This window comes from Burkholderia ubonensis, from assembly GCF_001718695.1.
GTDB classification, from domain to species: Bacteria; Pseudomonadota; Gammaproteobacteria; order Burkholderiales; family Burkholderiaceae; genus Burkholderia; species Burkholderia ubonensis_B.
This window is the reverse complement of the sequence record NZ_CP013422.1, coordinates 1559917-1576533: the sequence shown is the minus strand read 5'-3', so window position 1 is coordinate 1576533 and position 16617 is coordinate 1559917. Positions and strand designations below refer to the sequence as shown.

Sequence of the window (16617 nt, the reverse complement as noted above, 5' to 3'; positions counted from 1 at the left end):
GGCCGCGCATGCCGGTAGCGGCATTGCGCGGCCGTTGGCGTTCGGCTCGCCGAACGCGGCGCGGGCGCGGGTGCGGATTTGGGCGGCGCGCGTTACTCGAAGGTCTCGAGCGCGAGCAGCTCGGTGATCGTCTGCCGGCGCCGGATCAGGCGCGGCGCGCCGCGATCGACGAGCACTTCCGGCGCGAGCGGCCGGCTGTTGTAGTTCGACGACATCGACGAGCCGTATGCGCCCGCATCGTGCAGGAACAGCAGGTCGCCGATCTGCGGCTGCGGCAGATGACGGTGCGTGACCACGCCGCCCGCGTCCTGCGTGAACACGTCGCCGGATTCGCACAGCGGCCCGGCGATCGCGACGTGCGCGAGCGGCCGGCCGCCGGGTTCCGCGCCGTCGGGCGCGTGCACGGTGATGCCGTGATGGCTGCCGTACATCGCCGGGCGCATCAGGTCGTTGAAGCCCGCGTCGATCAGCACGAAGTCGTGCTTCGGCCGGCGGTTGACCGATTGCACTTCGGCGACGAGCGTGCCGGATTCGGCGACGAGGAAGCGGCCCGGCTCGATCTCGATGCGCACCGGGTGGCCGAGATGCTGCTCGATCCGCTTGCGCGCGGCGTCCCACTGGCTGAAGTAGTGATCGACGTCGACGCGCGGCTCGCCGTCGCGGTACGGGATCGACAGGCCGCCGCCCGCCGAGATTGCGTCGATGTCGTGGCCGAGCGACGTGACGAGGTCGACCATCGCGTCGCACACCTGCGACAGGTGGCCGTAGTCGACGCCCGAGCCGATGTGCATGTGGATGCCGACGAGCTTCAGCCCGTGCTGGCGCACGATCTCGATCGCGCGCGGCACGTCGCCGATCCAGATGCCGTGCTTGCTCTGCGGGCCGCCTGTGTTGGTCTTGTTGCTGTGGCCGTGGCCGAAGCCCGGGTTGATGCGCAGCCACACGCGGTGGCCGCTCGCATGCTCGCCGATGCGCGCGAGCATGTCGAGCGAGCCCGCGTTCACGGTCACGCCGTGCTTGAGCACCGCCGCGAGCGTCGGGCGGTCGATCAGGTCAGCCGTGAACACGACGCCTTCGGGGTCGCCATCCGGCCGGAACCCCGCCGCGAGGCTGCGCTCGATCTCGCCGAGCGACACCGCGTCGACGAGCACGCCTTCGTCGCGCATCAGCTTCAGGATGTGGACGTTCGAGCAGGCCTTCTGCGCGTACCGGATCACGTCGAACCGGCGCAGTTGCGCGATGCGGTCGCGGATGACGTCGGCGTCGTAGACCCACAGCGGGGTGCCGTATTGTTGAGCGAGTGTCGCGAGCTGGCGGGAATCGAGGGACATGACGAATGAATCGGGTCGAATGAACGGATAGAGGGCATGATGCGCCCGAATGGTCATCCAGTAAAATGCCATTTTGTCGATATTCGATTCATTCCGGATATATATGGCTACGCTCACGCATCGCCACATCGAAGTGTTCCGCGCGCTGATGGTCACCGGCAGCGCGACCCGCGCGGCCGAGATGCTCTACACGTCGCAGCCGACGATCAGCCGCGAGCTCGCGCGGATGGAGCAGATCGTCGGCTTCGCGCTGTTCGAGCGCGCGCACGGGCGGCTGCGGCCGACGATGGCCGCGCTCACGCTGTTCGACGACGTGCGGCTCGCGTATGTGGGGCTGGAGCGTGTCGCGGCGACGGCCGCGCGGCTGCGCGAGTTTCGCGACGGCCAACTGTCGGTGATCGCGCTGCCGGCGTTCTCGCACGCGATCCTGCCGGGTGCGTGCCGGCGCTTTCATGCGGCGCATGCAGGCGTCAGCGTGTCGGTCGCGACGCAGGAGTCGCCGGTGCTCGAGGAGTGGCTCACCGCGCAGCGCTACGACCTCGGCCTCACCGAGCACGACGTCGCGCCGGCCGGCACCGTCCTCGCGCCGCTGTTCGAGGCCGACGAGGTGTGCGTGCTGCCGGACGGCCATCCGCTGCTCGCGAAGGGGACGATCGAGCTCGCGGATCTCGCGGATCGCCCGTTCGTCAGCCTGTCGCTGAACGACCCGTACCGGATCATGATCGACGAGGCGTTCGCGCAGCTCGGCGTCGCGCCGCGCTCGGTCGTCGAGACGCCGTCGGCCGTGTCCGTGTGCGCGTTCGTGCGCCAGGGGCTCGGCGCGGCGATCGTCAATCCGCTGACCGCGCTCGATTTCGCGGGGCGCGACCTGCAGATCCGGCCGCTCGCGCGCTCGTTTCCTTACCGGGTCAGCGTGATCGTGCCCGAGCACCGGCCGAAAAGCATGCTCGTCGATGCGTTCACCAGCGCGCTGCGCGACGAGGCGGATGCGATCCGCGGCCGGCTCGCCGCGCATCTCGGCCGGCGCGCGGCCGTATGATGGACGCTTCGCGCCGTTTCCCCTCGCCGTTCTCCCGTTCACGACGGACGAGCTCAACGAGAAATCGCGCGCGGCGATCCTGCGGCTCGGCGCGAAACAGGAGGGGATCGTGCGTCACGAGCGGATCATGCCGGACGGCCGCAAACGCAACTCGGCGCGCTTCAGCATCATCGACGACGAATGGCCCGGCGTGAAGGCGCGGCTGCGGGAGAGGCTCGCGCGGTAGCGGGCGGTGGGGCCGCCGCCGGGAGAGGGGCCGGCGGCGGCGAGACAGGGAAGCAGGCAGCCGCGCCACGCGCGGCATGCCCGGCGCGTTACTGCGCCGATGCGAGGTGATGACGCTGCGCGAGCTTCTGCGCGTCCGCGTAGTGCTTCTGCAGGATCGGCAGCGCCTGGCGCGCGACTTCCTTCAGCTTCGTGTCGCGGCCCGCCGCGATTTCAGCCTGGAACGCCGAGATCGCCTTCTGCTGGCCGGCCAGCGCGACCTGCTCGATATAGGCCTTGTCGAATTCCGCGCCGCGCAGGGTCTTGATGCTGTCGAGCACGGCCGTGTCCGGATCGTTGTGCGGCACGTCGACGCCGCGCGGGCTCGCAGCGCGCATGGCCTGGATGATCTTTTCATCGTCGGCGATCACGCGCTGCGCGAATGCCTTGACCTGGCTGTCCGACGTGCGGGAGTCGGCGATTCGCGCCGCGCCGCGTTGCGTCGAGACGGTTTTCGTGCCGTCGTTGATGAACGACTGGTCGGCTTCGTGGATGCGCGCTTGCGTCGTCGCGGCCGGCGCGGACGCCGACGGCTGCGCCGTTTGCGCGGTCGCCGTCACGGCGACGAGAAGCAGACCGGCGGCAGACAGCGCAAGGCGCGAAGCGTTCGGAAAACGGTTCATGGGACCTCCTTTCTATCGGGGCTCTGTTCAATGGACGGATCGCGTGATCCGCTGCTGTTGCGAGAGGCCGGGGCGCGGCCCGGGCCGGGCTCGAGCGCCGCTCTGCCGAGGCGGCTGTCGAAGTGTTTCCCGGCCCGACCGATTCTAGGAGAGCGTCTGCGTCGCAGGTGAAACCGCGCTGTCGCTTGTGTAACGGTTGGTAAGACGAATGGAAGGGCTCGCGAGCGTGCAGGTAGCGGCTACCTGCGGCGCGCTTTCATGGCGGCAAAATTTGCGTGCCTGACGTGCATCGGCCCGGCCGCGCTCGGCGCGCGTGTCATCGGCGTGTCATCGTCGAATCTGCAACGCGGCGCGTGAACACGCGCCGCGCCGCTATACGCGATCGAGCAATGCGTCGAGGCTCGGCAGCAACGGTGTGTCGCAATGCGGCTGCAATGCGTGCGGCGTCGTATAGCCCCACGCGACGCCTTGAAATGCGATGCGCGCGCGGCGCGCGGCGTCCGCGTCGCGGATCTCGTCGCCGACGTACAGCACGTCGGCGGCGTGCAGCCCTGCGTCGCGCGCGAGCGCGCGCAGCCGGCGCGATTTGCCGAACAGCGGAATGCCGCACGCGAAGTGCCCGACGTGGCGGCACGCATGCGCGCCGAGCCGGTCGCGCACGACCGCCTCGCTGTTCGACGTCGCAATCGCGATCCGCACGCCGCGCGCCGCGAGCGCGTCGAAGGTCTCGGCGACGCCCGGAAACAGCGTCACGTCCGCGATGCGCTGCTGCATCAGCCGGCGCATGTCGAGCGTCACGCGCGGCACTTTCCACGGCGGCACCTCGAGCGCGCGGATGATGTCGCGCGCGGACAGGCCGCGCAGCGCCGGCCGCAGCTCGGGCGTCGCGTCGCGAAAGCCGTGCAGGCGCGACGCCTGCGACAGCGCCGCGAGGAAGCAGTCGAACGAGTCGGCGAGCGTGCCGTCGAAGTCGAACGCGATCAGTCGATAGGGCATGAAACGGTGCGGGATATTCATCGAGCGGCCGACGATAGCACCGAATCGGAAGCGCTGCTGGGCGGTTTGGCCGCGACGCGCGGGCCACGGCGCACCTCGCGCCGCAGCCCTTCGCTGCGCGGCCGGGCTGCTTGCCGCTCGTCCGGGCGCGCGCTATCGTGGCTGCTCCGCCCGCGACTCCCGGAGACCGACGTGCCCGATATCCCGCCCGCCACGCTGAGATTTTCGACCGACAAGCACGAACTCGACGTCGACGCGATCTACGACTTCCTGCATCGCGACGCGTACTGGTCCAAAGGGATTCCGCGCGACGTGTTCGACCGCTCGATCGACGGCTCGCTGTGCTTCGGCGCCTACGTCGGCGCGCGGCTGGTCGGGTTCGCGCGGCTCGTCACCGATCACGCGACCTTCGCGTACCTGTGCGACGTGTTCGTGCTGCCGGCCGAACGCGGCAAGGGCTACGGCCGCGCGCTGATCGACCACGTGTTCGCGCAGGACATGGTGCAGGGGCTGCGCCGCATCATGCTCGTGACGTCCGATGCGCACGCGCTGTACCGGCCGGTCGGCTTCGAGCCGCCGTCGCATCCCGAGCGCATCATGGAGATCCGCCGCCCGGACGTGTACGTGAAGCGCTGACGCGCGGGGCGAAGCGCATGCGGCCCGAGCGGCGCATACAATACGCGCTTTTCGTCACGCAGAAGGAAGCACACCATGACCGTGCAGGAAGCCGAACAACTCGCGACTCACCGCCATTACAAGGGCGGCCTGTACCGCATGATCGGCGTTGCCCGCCATTCCGAAATGGAAGAATCGCTCGTCGTCTACGAGCACTTGTGGCCGCATGCGCGCGGGCTGTGGGTGCGCCCGGAAGCGATGTTCAACGAAACCCTCGAAGACGGCACGCCGCGCTTTCGCAAGCTGCGCGACTGATCGCCCGACCGATACGCCCGGCTGATAAACCCGACCGAACCGCGCGTCAGCCGCCGCGGCGGGCGCCGTGCGATGCGTGGTCGCGCATCGCCATCGCGAAGAACCGCCGGATCTCGTCCATCAGCTCCGCGCGTGCCGACGCGAAGTCGAATGCGCGCCGGTTTTCCTGCGCGTGCACGCGCCGCCACTCGTCGGCCGCGTGGCGCGCCTCGCGGGCCCGCAGCGCGTCCAGTTCGGGCGTGCGCAGCGCGTGATCGGCGATCAGCGTCACGCCGTCCCGGCTCACTTCCAGCACGCCGCCCGCGACGAGAATGCGGCGGTGTTCGCCGCTCTGCGCGTCGGTGACCGTCACGACGCCGGGCCGCAGCCGCGTGAAGAGCGGCGCATGGCGCGGATGGATGCCGAGTTCGCCGCTCTCGCCGGGAACGGTCACGGCGCGCGCGACGCCGGAAAACAGCACGTCGTCGATGCTCAGGATGTCGAGCTGCAGCACGGGGATGGGTTCCACGATGCGCCTCCTTCAGACGGCCGCCGCGCCGGCGACGATCTCGCACAGCTCGGTGGTGATCTGCGCCTGCCGGGTCTTCTGGTACAGGTTGCGCAGGTCGCGCAGCACGCGGTCCGCGTTGTCGGTCGCGGTCTGCATGCTGAACATCCGCGCGCATTGTTCGCACGCGTAGTTTTCGACGACGGCCTGATAAAGCACCGCCTCGACGTAGCGCAGCAGGATGGTGTCCGCGACGGGGCGCGGCCCCGGCTCGTACAGGTAGTCGGACGACATGCCGCCGGCGTGCGGCGCGTCGTCGAGGCCGACGACCGGCAGCACCGTGTCGATCCGCGGTTCGTAGGTCAGCGCGCTCGTCAGCCGGTTGTACGCGACGCGCACTTCGTCGAGCTCGCCGTTGATGAACGCGGTCAGCGGCACGAGCAACGCGCCGAGCAGCGCGTCGAAACGCGGCTCGCCGGCGAGACTGCCGGTGCGGGCGGTGATGTGCGCGCCATAGCGCGACAGCGGCGCGACGCCGCGCGCGCCGATCACGCTCAGTTCGAACTCGATGCCGGCCTCGTCCCATTGCTCGAGCGCGTCGACGCAGTGGACGAGGAGCCGCGCGTTGAGCGGGCCGCACAGCCCGCGATCGGTGCTGACGACGATCAGGCCGATGCGGCGCACCGGGTCGCGCCGCGCCATCAGCGCCGACATGTAGTCGGGCCGGTCGCGGATCAGGCGCTCGGCCATCGCTTTCACCTTGGCGGCGTAGGGGCGGAAATCGCGCGCACGCTTCTGCGCGCTCGCCATCTTGGTGCGCGCCATCATCTCCATCGCACGCGTGATCTTGCGCGTGGACGAGGTGCTGGCGATCTTCGAGCGGATTTCACGGATATGCATGAGCGTCCCGGCGGAAAGGGTGCGGCGGTTGCGGTGCGCATGCCGTCGCGGACGAATCGATGCTATCGGGACTTCTCCTGACATATCTGACCAATGTCAAACAACCGTCGCGGAATTCGCACAAGAATGCGTTGCAGCATGCAGCACGTTTCCCGCCCACATGACAAGGGAGCCTTGCCCGATGTCCGATTCCGTCGATTCCCGCCTGCACCAGAAATACGACGCGCTGATCGCGCGTTGCCGTGCGCTTCCCCCGGTCAAGGTCGCGGTCGCGCATCCGTGCGACGACGTTTCTCTGCGCGCGGCCGTCGATGCCGCCCGCGCCGGCATCATCGAGCCCGTGCTCGTCGGCCCCGAGGCGCGCATCACGGCGCTCGCCGCGTCGCTCGGCATCGGCCTGTCCGGCTTCCGGCTCGTCGATGCGCCGCACAGCCACGCGGCGGCGGCGCGCGCGGTCGAGCTGGTGCGCACGGGTGAAGCCGACGCGCTGATGAAGGGCAGCCTGCACACCGACGAGCTGCTCGCCGAGGTCGTGCGCGACGGCGCCGGCCTGCGCACCGAGCGCCGTCTCAGCCACGTGTTCATCATGGACGTGCCGACTTATCCGAAGCCGCTGTTCATCACCGATGCGGCGGTCAACATCCGTCCGACGCTCGAGCAGAAGGCCGAAATCGCGCAGAACGCGATCGATCTCGCGCGCGTGCTCGGCGTCGACCGGCCGAAGGTCGCGATCCTGTCGGCGGTCGAGACGGTCACGTCGAAGCTGCCGTCGACGATCGACGCCGCGGCGCTGTGCAAGATGGCCGAGCGCGGCCAGATCACGGGCGCGGCGCTCGACGGCCCGCTCGCGCTCGACAACGCGATCAACCTGGAAGCCGCGCGGCTCAAGCATCTCGGCTCGACCGTCGCGGGCGATGCGGACATCCTGCTCGCGCCCGATCTCGAAGCCGGCAACATGCTCGCGAAGGAGCTGACGTTCCTCGCGAACGCCGATGCGGCCGGCATCGTGCTCGGCGCGCGCGTGCCGGTCATCCTGACGAGCCGCGCCGACAACGAGCGCACGCGGATGGCGAGCTGCGCGGTCGCGGCGCTCTACGCGCACGCGACGCGCGCGTCGGCCGGCCGCGCCGGCATCGATGGGGCATCGCGATGAAACATCCGGTTCTCGTGCTGAATGCCGGCTCGTCGAGCCTCAAGTTCTCCGTCTACGACACGCTGGACGACCGCTCGCTCGGCGCGGGCGTCCACGGCCAGGTCGACAGCCTGCACGATGCGCCGCACCTCGTCGTGAAGGACGCGCGCGGCGCGACGCTGGCCGATCACCCGGTCGCGCGCACGGGCCACCACGGCGCGATCGACGCGCTGCATGAATGGTTCGCGCGCCATGTCGGCGACGACGCGGCGTTCGACGGCGTCGGGCACCGGGTCGTGCACGGCGGCCGGTATTTTGCCGCGCCGGTGCGGATCGACGACGACGTGCTCGCGAAGATCGCGTCGCTGTCGCCGCTCGCGCCGCTGCACCAGCCACATCACGTCGATGCGATCCGCGCGGTGAGCGCGCTCGCGCCGGACCTGCCGCAGGTGGCGTGCTTCGACACGGCGTTCCATCACACGCTGCCGGCGCTCGAACGCGAATTCGCGCTGCCGCGCGTGCTGACGGAGCAGGGCATCATGCGCTACGGGTTTCACGGGCTGTCGTACGAATACATCGCGACGGCGCTCACCGCGCTCGATGCGTCGTGGACGCAGCGCCGCACGATCGTCGCGCATCTGGGCAACGGCGCGAGCCTGTGCGCGCTCGCGGAGGGCCGCAGCGTCGCGACGACGATGGGGTTCACCGCGGTCGACGGGCTGCCGATGGGCACGCGCACGGGCGCGCTGGACCCGGGCGCGATCCTGTATCTGCTGCGCCACGACGGACGCACGATCGACGAGGTCGAACGCCTGATCTACGAGGAATCCGGCCTGCTCGGCGTGTCGGGCCTGTCGAGCGACATGCGCACGCTGCTCGCGAGCGACTCGGCGTCGGCCGCGCATGCGGTCGACCTGTTCGCGTATCGCGCGGCGCGCGAGCTCGCGGCGCTGGCCGGCGTGCTGGGCGGCCTCGATACGCTGGTCTTCACCGCCGGCATCGGCGAGAACGCGCCCGCGGTGCGCGAGCGCATCTGCCGCGCGGCGGGCTGGCTCGGCATCGAGCTCGACGCCGCCGCGAACGCCGCCAACCGGCCGGTGATCTCGGGCGGCGCATCGCGCGTGACGGTGCGCGTGATCCCGACCGACGAGAACCTGATAATCGCGCGGCACACGCGCGGCCTGCTGGACGGCGCGGTATTTTCTCCTTCGACCTCGAGCGCCTCACTATCCCGATGAAATCCACTCACCGACCCGCGACGGCGTCGCTGCCGATCTTCTGGCCGATGGCTGCCGCCGCCACGCTGTTCGAAGCCGGCTCCGAACTCACTGCCCGCAATCTGCGATTCGTCGCGGAGGAGGAGAAGCTGCACTTCGGCCAACGTCCGGCGCTCGCCACGGAGAACCGGCCGCTGCTCGAACTGCGCACAATGATCTTTCGCGACTATTCGGACGGCGCGGCGCGCGGGTTGCCGACGATCGTCGATGCGCCGTATGCCGGGCACAGCGCGATGATCGCCGACTACCAGCCGGGCCAGAGCCTGATGCAGACGCTGCGCGAGCAGGGCGTGAGCCGCCTGTACCTGACCGACTGGCGATCGGCGACCGAGGACATGAAGGATCTCGAGATCGACCAGTACCTGGCGGAGCTGAACGTCTGCGTCGACGAGCTCGGTGGCCGCGTCAACTTCGTCGGGCTGTGCCAGGGCGGCTGGATGGCGGCGATGTACGCGGCGCGCTTTCCGCACAAGGTCGCGAGCCTCGTGCTCGCGGGTTCGCCGATCGACACCGACGCGGGCAACGGCCCGATCCGGCAGATGGTGCACACGTATCCGACGTCGTTCTACGAGGAGCTGGTGGAATTGGGCGGCGGGCTGATGCGCGGGCGCTTCATGCTGCGCGGCTGGAAGAACATGCATCCGGACCAGCACTACCTGGCCGAGCACGTCGACCTGTACGAGCATCTCGACGATCCGGACTACCTGCGCAAGCAGGAGGCGTTCGCGAGCTGGTACGAAAGCCCGATCGACCTGCCCGGGCGCTGGTACCTGCAGGCGATCGTGCAGCTCTTCAAGGAGAACCGGCTCGCGAAGGGCACGTTCGTCGCGCTCGGCCGCACGCTGAACCTGAAGGACGTGACCTGTCCCGTCTACCTGCTCGCCGGCGAAGCCGACGACATCACGACGCCGGAGCAGGTGTTCGATGCGGTGTCAAGTATCTCGGCACGCCCGCGGCGCAGGTGACGAGCCGGCTCGTGCCCGGCGGGCACATCGGCCTCTTCATGGGCTCGCGCACGCTGAAGGACGCATGGCCGGACATCGCCGCGTGGATCGCGGCGCAGGCCTAGGGTAAATCGTCGTTGCAGCGGAGAAACGGACGTTGCAGCGACGCGGCCGCGCGTCAGCCGCCCGCCAGCGCGCGCGCCAGTTCCGGCGGCGCGCGGCCGACCCGGACGTCCGGCGTGCCGTGCCAGGCCGCGAGTTTCGTCACCGCCTTCGCCACGTCGCTCGCCAGCCCCGAGCCGATTCGCACGCCCGGCTCGATGTGCACGGTCTTGAGCTCGAACACCTGTTGCGCGCGATGCGCCTTCGCGTCGATCCGGCCGACCAGGCGGCCGCGATGCAGCACCGGCAGGCAGAAATAGCCGTAGCGCCGCTTGTGCGCGGGCGTATAGCACTCGATCGTGTAGTCGAAATCGAACAGCGCGGACGCGCGCCGCCGGTCCCACACCACCGGGTCGAACGGCGACAGCAGCGTCGTGACGGTCGAGCGCAGCGTGTCGGCCGCGGCGGCCGGCAATAGCGCGTTCAGCGAATGGTGCGCGTACGCCGGCTCCTTCCAGCCGTCGACGGCGACCGGGATCAGTTCGCCCGCGTCGGCGAGCGCGTCGAGTTCCGCGCGGTACGAACGGCGCGGCAGCCGGTAGTAGTCGGCGACCCAGTCGGCGCGCACGATGCCGAGCGCGCGGCACGTGTGGTCGAGCAGCGCCGGCAGCACGGCTTCGCGCGGCGGCAGGTCGCGCGCGTCGTCCCAGCCGGGCAGGACCCGCTCGCGCACGTCGTACACGCGCTGGAAGTTGCGGCGCTCGGCCACCATCAGCTCGCCGGTCGTGAACAGCACTTCCAGGTGACGCTTCTCCGGCTTGCGGTCCCACCAGCCGTTGCCCTTCACGCCGTCCTCGCGCACGAAGTCCGCCGAGCGCACCGGGCCGTCCGCGTGAATCCGCGTGAGCAGCCGGTCGATGTCGGCGCGGTGGCGAGCATGCCAGTCGGCCGCGTATTTCCATCCCATCCCCGACGGATCGAGCATCTTGTAGCGCATCAGGCCGAACTGCTCGATCGGCAGGAAGCACGCCTCGTGCGACCAGTATTCGAACAGCTGCGCGTCGGCGAGGTGCTCGTCGAGCCATTGCGGCGCATACGCGCCGAGCCGGCTGTACAGCACGAGGTACGGGCTGCGCGCGACGACGTGAATCGTGTCGATCTGCAGCTGCGCCATGCGGCGGATCGTGTCGAGCACGTCGGCCTTGGTCGCCTTGCGGCGCGGCGGCGTCAGCAGGCCCTGCGCGGCGAGATGCAGCGCGCGGGCGGCGGCGGGCGAGAGCGTAAGCATCGGAGGGGCGGGGAAGTTGGCGGTCGGGCACCACTTTAGCGCGAAAGCGGCGGGCGCGCTCGACGCGCGCCTGCAACGTATCTGCAACGCATCTGACAATCGTTGACAGATGCGTGGCCGAAGATTCCTTATAGTGCATTCCAGAGCGCGCTGCAGTGTGCGCGCCGATTCTGCTTCCGACGCACATATGTCCATGGCACGCAGGAAGCGAATCCGGAGTGCTTGCCCCCATTAAGCGCTCCGTAGCCCTGAGCGGACATCCATGCGGCTGTGCACCGGCCCCGTGTGGATGTCCGCTGATTTTTCTGTGCCGCGGCGGTGCCGCTGCGTTCTTCCGCCGATTCCCGACCGTTGTTCCTACTGGCGCCTGCCGCGCGCGACTTCGTCGCCGGCGTTCAGGGGCAGCCTGCGCGTGATCGGGATCGACGCGAACGAGCACAGCCCGACCACGACGAACGCCGGCCAGAAGTCGGACCAGACCATCGTCTTGTGCCCCTGCGCCCAATGCGACAGATGCAGCACGAGCCCCGCGACGGTGACGCCCAGGCCGAGCGACATCTGCTGGACGACGCTGCCGAGGCTCGTCGCGCGGCCCGCGTCGCGCGGTGAGATGTCCGCGTAGATCATCGAGTTGAGGCTCGTGAACTGCAGCGCGGGGAAGATCCCGCCGACCAGCACGATCAGCCAGATCGCCCAGGTCGGCATGCCGGGATGGAACACGCCGTAGGCGGCGATCGCGAGCCCCGCGAACGCCGCGTTGTAGATCAGCACCGTGCGAAAGCCGAAGCGGCGCAGCGTGCGGGTGGCCGTCGAGCGGCTCATTGCGCCGCCGAGCGCCGAAGCGCAGGTGATCAGCCCCGAGTGGAACGCGGACATGCCGAGGCCTTCCTGCAGCGCGAGCGGCAGCAGGAACGGCACCGCGCCGAGGCCGATGCGGAACAGCGAGCCGCCGACGACGCTCGCGTGATAGGTCGGGATGCGCAGGAACGTCAGGTCGAGCACCGGCCGCTCCTTGCGGCGCGCGTACGGCACGTAGAGCGCGAGCAGCACGGCACCCGCGCCGCACATCGCCAGCGCGTTGCCGCGCGAGGTCAGCGCGCCGTCGATCAGCGTGAGCCCCATCAGCAGCAGCGCGGCGCCGCTCGCCGACAGCAGGAAGCCGAACCAGTCGAGCGGGCCCGGGTCGGGCTCGTGCGTGTTCGCGATGTGCTTGCTCGCGAGATAGATGCCGTACAGGCCGATCGGCACGTTGATGAAGAAGATCATCCGCCAGTGCAGGTACGTCGTGATGAAGCCGCCGACGAGCGGCCCGACGGTCGGGCCGAACAGCGCGGGGATCGCGAGATAGTTCATCGCGCGCACGAGATCCGCGCGCGGCACCGCGCGGAAGATGATGATGCGCCCGACGGGCACCATCATCGCGCCGCCGACGCCTTGCACGAAGCGCGCGAACGTCAGCAGGCCGAGGGAATTGGATGCGGCGCACAGCAGCGAGCCGACGACGAAGATGCCGATCGCGGTGCGGAACACCGCGCGTGCGCTGAAGCGGTCGGCGAGCCAGCCGCAGATCGGGATGAACACGCCGAGCCCGACGACGTACGCGGTGATCGCGATGTTCAGCGTGACGGGGCTGTGCCCGAAGTCGCGCGCCATCGCGGGCAGGGCCGTGACGATGATGTTCCCGTCGACGCTTTCCATGAACAACGCACAGGCAACGATGAGCGGTGCAAGAAAGACGGGCGACATGGGCGGGGCGCGCGTAAAGGCGCCATTATGCCCACATTGTGGGGATCGCGTCACGCAGCCGTGCGCGTGTTCCGCATGTTGCAATAGTCGTTCCTGTTACGGCGTCGCGAAGCAGAGACGACTGCGCCGGCGCCTCGGCTCCCGGCGACGCGCCCCCCCGACTTGCGCGCGTCGCGCGTTTCGTGCGACAGTCCACCCACATCTGCGAAACACCACAATGCGCATCGATCGACGGCCATCGAATCGGGCGCACCGCGCGAATCGAGACCGCGTGCCGATCCACTCACCATCGCAAGGAGGGGACACGTCATGACGTCACGTCGTGCCGCATCGATCGCATCACATCCCGGTCTGCATCCGTCCACGCCCGCGCCGCGTCCGCGCTGGGCGGCGGTACTTGCCATCGCTTATCTTGCCGTCGCCGGCTGCGCCGCACAGGCCGACAATGCGAACCACGCGGCGAGCCAGCCCGCGATGCAGACGGCCGCAGCGCCGGCAAGCGCCGCAGCGGGCGCGCTGCTGCCGCCGCCGAGCCAGCTGTACGGCGACCTGTTCGTCGCGGTGCAGACCGCGCAGCTCTATCCCGACCAGAAGACCTTCGTCGACGCGACGCCGGACACCGATCCCGCGACGATCGTCCGCTTGTATCAGCAGCAGCAATCGCAGCCGGGCTTTTCGCTGAAGGCGTTCGCCGACCAGCATTTCACGCCGCCCGTCGACGCGGGCGTCACGCCGCCGCCGAACCAGACGCTGCGCGAGCGCATCGACTGGCTGTGGCCGAAGCTCACGCGCACGAGCGCGACGGTCCCGCCGTACAGCTCGCTGATTCCGCTGCCGAAGCCGTACGTGGTGCCAGGCGGGCGGTTCCGGGAAGGCTATTACTGGGACACCTATTTCACGATGCTCGGCCTGCAGGTGTCCGGCCGCGAGGATCTCGTCGACGCGATGCTCGACAATTTCGCTCACCTGATCGATACGATGGGCCACGTGCCGAACGGCAACCGCACGTATTACGCGAGCCGTTCGCAGCCGCCGTTCTTCGCGTACATGGTGACGCTCGCCGCGCAGGCGGAAGGCGACAAGGTCTACCAGAAGTACCTGCCCGCGCTGCGCAGCGAGCATGCGTACTGGATGCAGGGCGAGCGCACGACGCCGCGCGGCGGCGCGACGCGCCACGTGGTCGCGATGCCCGACGGCGCGATCCTGAACCGCTACTGGGATGCGAGCGACACGCCGCGCGACGAGTCGTATCTGGAGGACGTGAAGACCGCGCAGGCGGCGTCCGGCCGCCCGGCGAACCAGGTGTGGCGCGACCTGCGCGCGGGTGCCGAAAGCGGCTGGGACTACAGCTCGCGCTGGTTCGGCGACGGCAAGACGCTCGCGACGATCCGCACGACGTCGATCGTGCCCGTCGACCTGAACAGCCTGATGTTCCATCTCGAGACGACGATCGTGAAGGGCTGCACGCTCGCGCGCGACGTCGCGTGCGTCGCCGATTTCGCCGCGCGCGCGGAGCAGCGTGCGAAGGCGATCAATCATTACCTGTGGAACCGCCGCGGCTATTACGGCGACTACGACTGGCAGCTGCGCCAGCCGCGCGATGCGGTCAGCGCGGCTGCGCTGTATCCGCTGTTCGCGGGCGTCGCGTGGCCGGAGCGCGCGAAGGCGACGGCCCGCGAGGTGCGCAAGACGCTGCTGCAGCCCGGCGGTCTCGCAACGACGACTGTGACCACCGGCCAGCAGTGGGATGCGCCGAACGGCTGGGCGCCGCTGCAGTGGATCGCGGTCGACGGGCTGCGCCGCTACGGCGAGCCCGCACTCGCGAAGGAAATCGGCACGCGCTTCCTGGCGAGCGTGAAGCACGTGTATGCGACCGAGGGCAAGCTCGTCGAGAAGTATGTGGTCGAGGGCGCCGGCGCGGGCGGTGGGGGCGGCGGCGAATATCCGCTGCAGGATGGCTTCGGCTGGACCAACGGCGTCACGCTGAAGCTGCTCGGGTTGTATGGCGAGTGACGCGCTCGCCGTGAGCGGACAGAGGCCCGGCGGCGTGCTCGCCGCCGGGACACCTGGCATCAGAACGTGATCGTCGTGCGCACGCCGACGACCGTCTCGTCGCCGATGCGCGCGCCCGCCGCGTTCGGGTTCGGGATGCCGCCCGACGGACGGAAGAAGTGCTGCAGGTCCGCCTGCAATTGCCACCACGGCGTGACCTGGTACTGGTAGGTTGCTTCGACGACCGTCTCCGCGCGGCGCACCGGATAGCCGGGCGTCGTGTACACGCCGGTGTCGCCGTCGAGCGCGCGCGCGTGCGAGCCGACCTTCGCGTAGCCGACCGCGAGACCGGCGACGTCGTTGTCGCGGCCCGCGAACGGCGCCTTCAGCGTGACGCCTGCGTTGAGCGCGAGATCGACGACATTGCGGTCGCCCGGCGCGCCCATCACGCGCGCGAACACGCCGACCGAGCGCGGGCTGTCCGGCGCCTGGCGCCACACCATCTGGTCCGCGACCGCATAGAACCCGTAGTTGCCGTGATGGCTCGCCGGGATGCCGTTGCTTGCCGGATTCGCGAGCGACAGGCCGTCCGTGCCGGTGCGCAGGTCGTCGAAATGCTGCGTCTGGTACCAGACGCCGAGCTTGTAGGCGCCCGGCAGGCCGGCAGGCTGCGGCGCCTTCGGGTCGGCCGGCGGAGCGTTGAGCGCGTACTGCACCTCGCCGATCAGCAGCGCGCCGCTGCGCAGGTTGAAGTTGGTGCCGTGCGCGTTGAGCTGTTGCGCATCGCCGCCGAAACGGCCGGCCGGGTTGCCGTCGAACACGCCGCCCAGCACGGTCCATGCGTCGGACGGCTTCACGCGCAGCCGCACGCCGAGCGACGACAGCGGATAGGCGGGGCCGCCCGCGGGCAGGTCCACCGCCGGCAGCACCGGCCAGCCGAACGTCGCGTTCATGAACGACGTCGCGTATTGGCTCACCATGAATTCCTGATCGAGACTTTGCTGGCCGATCTTCACGTCAGCCTTGCCGTCGAGGAACGCTTGCTGGTACCACAGCTCCCACAGGCGGGTGGTCGAGTTCGCTTCGATGCCGGTCGCGGTCTGCAGCGTCTGCAGGTTGCGCTGCGTGAGGTTGGTGCCGTGGATCTGCAGCCCGGACACGTTGAACGTGCCGCCCGGCAGGCCGATCGCCTTGGCCGTGTCGACGTTCAGGCCGAACTGCGTGAGGCCCTGGTATGCGCCGCCGCGTGCCGTGCCGCCCGACGTGTTGTACAGGTATTCGCTGGTTTCCTGCAGGTTCAGCGTGACGCCGTGATCGCCGAGCACGTCGCGCAGGCCGCCCAGGTTGCCGAACAGGTTCGAACGCTCCCAGAAGCCGGTGGGCTCGGCAGCATCGGCGGCCTGCGCGGGGGCAGCGGCGCCGCTCGCGCCGGCAGCCGGTTCCGGCGCGGCGGCGGGCGGCAGTGCCTGCGCGAGCGCCGGAGCGGACGCCAGCGACAGCAGCAAGGTGGCGAACGCCGGCAGGCGTGGCTTGCGAGCAACGGGTTCGAGATGGTTCTTCATGTGA

At 69.5% G+C, this 16617-nt stretch carries 14 protein-coding genes and 2 pseudogenes; 8 read left to right on the top strand and 8 right to left on the bottom strand.

Translation table 11 applies throughout. From position 1 onward, the window contains the following. Positions 1–92 precede the first annotated feature (92 nt). Positions 93–1331 (bottom strand): diaminopimelate decarboxylase, encoded by a 1239-nt coding sequence (gene lysA / locus WJ35_RS26615; protein WP_069240649.1) that lies wholly within the window; start codon positions 1329–1331, stop codon positions 93–95. Positions 1332–1434: 103 nt separating this feature from the next. On the opposite strand from lysA, the gene WJ35_RS26610 reads away from it, so the two are divergent. Continuing rightward, positions 1435–2370 carry a LysR family transcriptional regulator gene (locus tag WJ35_RS26610; RefSeq protein ID WP_060233403.1) on the top strand — a complete coding sequence of 312 codons (936 nt, stop codon included), beginning with the start codon at positions 1435–1437 and terminating at the stop codon, positions 2368–2370. 37 nt (positions 2371–2407) lie between these two features. Continuing rightward, a pseudogene (locus WJ35_RS26605) lies at positions 2408–2596 on the top strand (GNAT family N-acetyltransferase); the annotation flags it as partial. A gap of 88 nt (positions 2597–2684) precedes the next feature. On the opposite strand, the gene WJ35_RS26600 reads toward WJ35_RS26605, so the two are convergent. Further along, a complete protein-coding gene (locus tag WJ35_RS26600) occupies positions 2685–3257 on the bottom strand; it encodes a DUF4142 domain-containing protein (protein ID WP_069240380.1) in 573 nt (190 codons plus the stop codon). Positions 3258–3629: 372 nt separating this feature from the next. Continuing rightward, positions 3630–4253, bottom strand: coding sequence for an HAD hydrolase-like protein (locus WJ35_RS26595; RefSeq protein WP_069240648.1), 624 nt, complete (start codon positions 4251–4253; stop codon positions 3630–3632). A 192-nt stretch (positions 4254–4445) separates the two neighbouring features. On the opposite strand from WJ35_RS26595, the gene WJ35_RS32410 reads away from it, so the two are divergent. Together WJ35_RS32410 and WJ35_RS32405 are read left to right on the top strand one after the other, a co-directional pair. Continuing rightward, positions 4446–4889 carry a GNAT family N-acetyltransferase gene (locus tag WJ35_RS32410; RefSeq protein WP_069240379.1) on the top strand — a complete coding sequence of 148 codons (444 nt, stop codon included), beginning with the start codon at positions 4446–4448 and terminating at the stop codon, positions 4887–4889. 75 nt (positions 4890–4964) lie between these two features. Beyond that, the gene (locus WJ35_RS32405; protein WP_059964056.1) at positions 4965–5183 is read left to right on the top strand and encodes a DUF1653 domain-containing protein; all 219 of its coding nucleotides are present in this window, start codon (positions 4965–4967) and stop codon (positions 5181–5183) included. Positions 5184–5229: 46 nt separating this feature from the next. Here WJ35_RS32405 and atpC read toward each other — a convergent pair whose 3' ends face one another. Then, positions 5230–5682, bottom strand: a complete 453-nt coding sequence (atpC, locus tag WJ35_RS26580; RefSeq protein WP_069240647.1) for an ATP synthase F1 subunit epsilon — start codon at positions 5680–5682, stop codon at positions 5230–5232. A gap of 21 nt (positions 5683–5703) precedes the next feature. Then, positions 5704–6570 carry an ATP synthase F1 subunit gamma gene (gene atpG, locus WJ35_RS26575; protein WP_059814191.1) on the bottom strand — a complete coding sequence of 289 codons (867 nt, stop codon included), beginning with the start codon at positions 6568–6570 and terminating at the stop codon, positions 5704–5706. Between the two features lie 181 nt (positions 6571–6751). Here atpG and WJ35_RS26570 point away from each other — a divergent pair, with 181 nt between their 5' ends. From WJ35_RS26570 to WJ35_RS26560, 3 genes and pseudogenes are all read left to right on the top strand, one after another. After that, a complete protein-coding gene (locus WJ35_RS26570; RefSeq protein ID WP_060233426.1) occupies positions 6752–7723 on the top strand; it encodes a phosphate acetyltransferase in 972 nt (323 codons plus the stop codon). Continuing rightward, positions 7720–8940, top strand: coding sequence for an acetate/propionate family kinase (locus WJ35_RS26565; protein WP_069240378.1), 1221 nt, complete (start codon positions 7720–7722; stop codon positions 8938–8940). The genes WJ35_RS26570 and WJ35_RS26565 overlap by 4 nt, the downstream gene beginning before the upstream one ends. Positions 8941–8987: 47 nt before the next feature. Further along, positions 8988–10048: pseudogene (locus WJ35_RS26560) on the top strand (alpha/beta fold hydrolase). Positions 10049–10101: 53 nt separating this feature from the next. On the opposite strand, the gene WJ35_RS26555 reads toward WJ35_RS26560, so the two are convergent. Next, positions 10102–11313, bottom strand: coding sequence for a winged helix-turn-helix domain-containing protein (locus WJ35_RS26555; protein WP_060233432.1), 1212 nt, complete (start codon positions 11311–11313; stop codon positions 10102–10104). Positions 11314–11670: 357 nt separating this feature from the next. Further along, positions 11671–13059, bottom strand: coding sequence for an MFS transporter (locus WJ35_RS26550; RefSeq protein WP_029226696.1), 1389 nt, complete (start codon positions 13057–13059; stop codon positions 11671–11673). A 309-nt stretch (positions 13060–13368) separates the two neighbouring features. On the opposite strand from WJ35_RS26550, the gene treA reads away from it, so the two are divergent. Next, entirely contained in the window at positions 13369–15072 is a 1704-nt protein-coding gene (gene treA / locus WJ35_RS26545) for an alpha,alpha-trehalase TreA (RefSeq protein WP_069240377.1), read from the top strand. A gap of 59 nt (positions 15073–15131) precedes the next feature. Here treA and WJ35_RS26540 read toward each other — a convergent pair whose 3' ends face one another. Next, the gene (locus tag WJ35_RS26540; protein ID WP_069240376.1) at positions 15132–16613 is read right to left on the bottom strand and encodes a carbohydrate porin; all 1482 of its coding nucleotides are present in this window, start codon (positions 16611–16613) and stop codon (positions 15132–15134) included. Positions 16614–16617: the final 4 nt, after the last annotated feature.

Excerpts from the sequence above, each read along its gene's own strand:
- WJ35_RS26600 (WP_069240380.1), bottom strand. The coding sequence starts at position 3,257 with ATGAACCGTTTTCCGAACGCTTCGCGCCTTGCGCTGTCTGCCGCCGGT.
- WJ35_RS26540 (WP_069240376.1), bottom strand. The coding sequence starts at position 16,613 with ATGAAGAACCATCTCGAACCCGTTGCTCGCAAGCCACGCCTGCCGGCG.
- WJ35_RS26550 (WP_029226696.1), bottom strand. The coding sequence starts at position 13,059 with ATGTCGCCCGTCTTTCTTGCACCGCTCATCGTTGCCTGTGCGTTGTTC.
- WJ35_RS26610 (WP_060233403.1), top strand. The coding sequence starts at position 1,435 with ATGGCTACGCTCACGCATCGCCACATCGAAGTGTTCCGCGCGCTGATG.
- WJ35_RS32405 (WP_059964056.1), top strand. The coding sequence starts at position 4,965 with ATGACCGTGCAGGAAGCCGAACAACTCGCGACTCACCGCCATTACAAG.
- WJ35_RS26570 (WP_060233426.1), top strand. The coding sequence starts at position 6,752 with ATGTCCGATTCCGTCGATTCCCGCCTGCACCAGAAATACGACGCGCTG.
- lysA (WP_069240649.1), bottom strand. The coding sequence starts at position 1,331 with ATGTCCCTCGATTCCCGCCAGCTCGCGACACTCGCTCAACAATACGGC.
- atpG (WP_059814191.1), bottom strand. The coding sequence starts at position 6,570 with ATGCATATCCGTGAAATCCGCTCGAAGATCGCCAGCACCTCGTCCACG.
- treA (WP_069240377.1), top strand. The coding sequence starts at position 13,369 with ATGACGTCACGTCGTGCCGCATCGATCGCATCACATCCCGGTCTGCAT.
- WJ35_RS26565 (WP_069240378.1), top strand. The coding sequence starts at position 7,720 with ATGAAACATCCGGTTCTCGTGCTGAATGCCGGCTCGTCGAGCCTCAAG.
- WJ35_RS26595 (WP_069240648.1), bottom strand. The coding sequence starts at position 4,253 with ATGCCCTATCGACTGATCGCGTTCGACTTCGACGGCACGCTCGCCGAC.
- WJ35_RS26555 (WP_060233432.1), bottom strand. The coding sequence starts at position 11,313 with ATGCTTACGCTCTCGCCCGCCGCCGCCCGCGCGCTGCATCTCGCCGCG.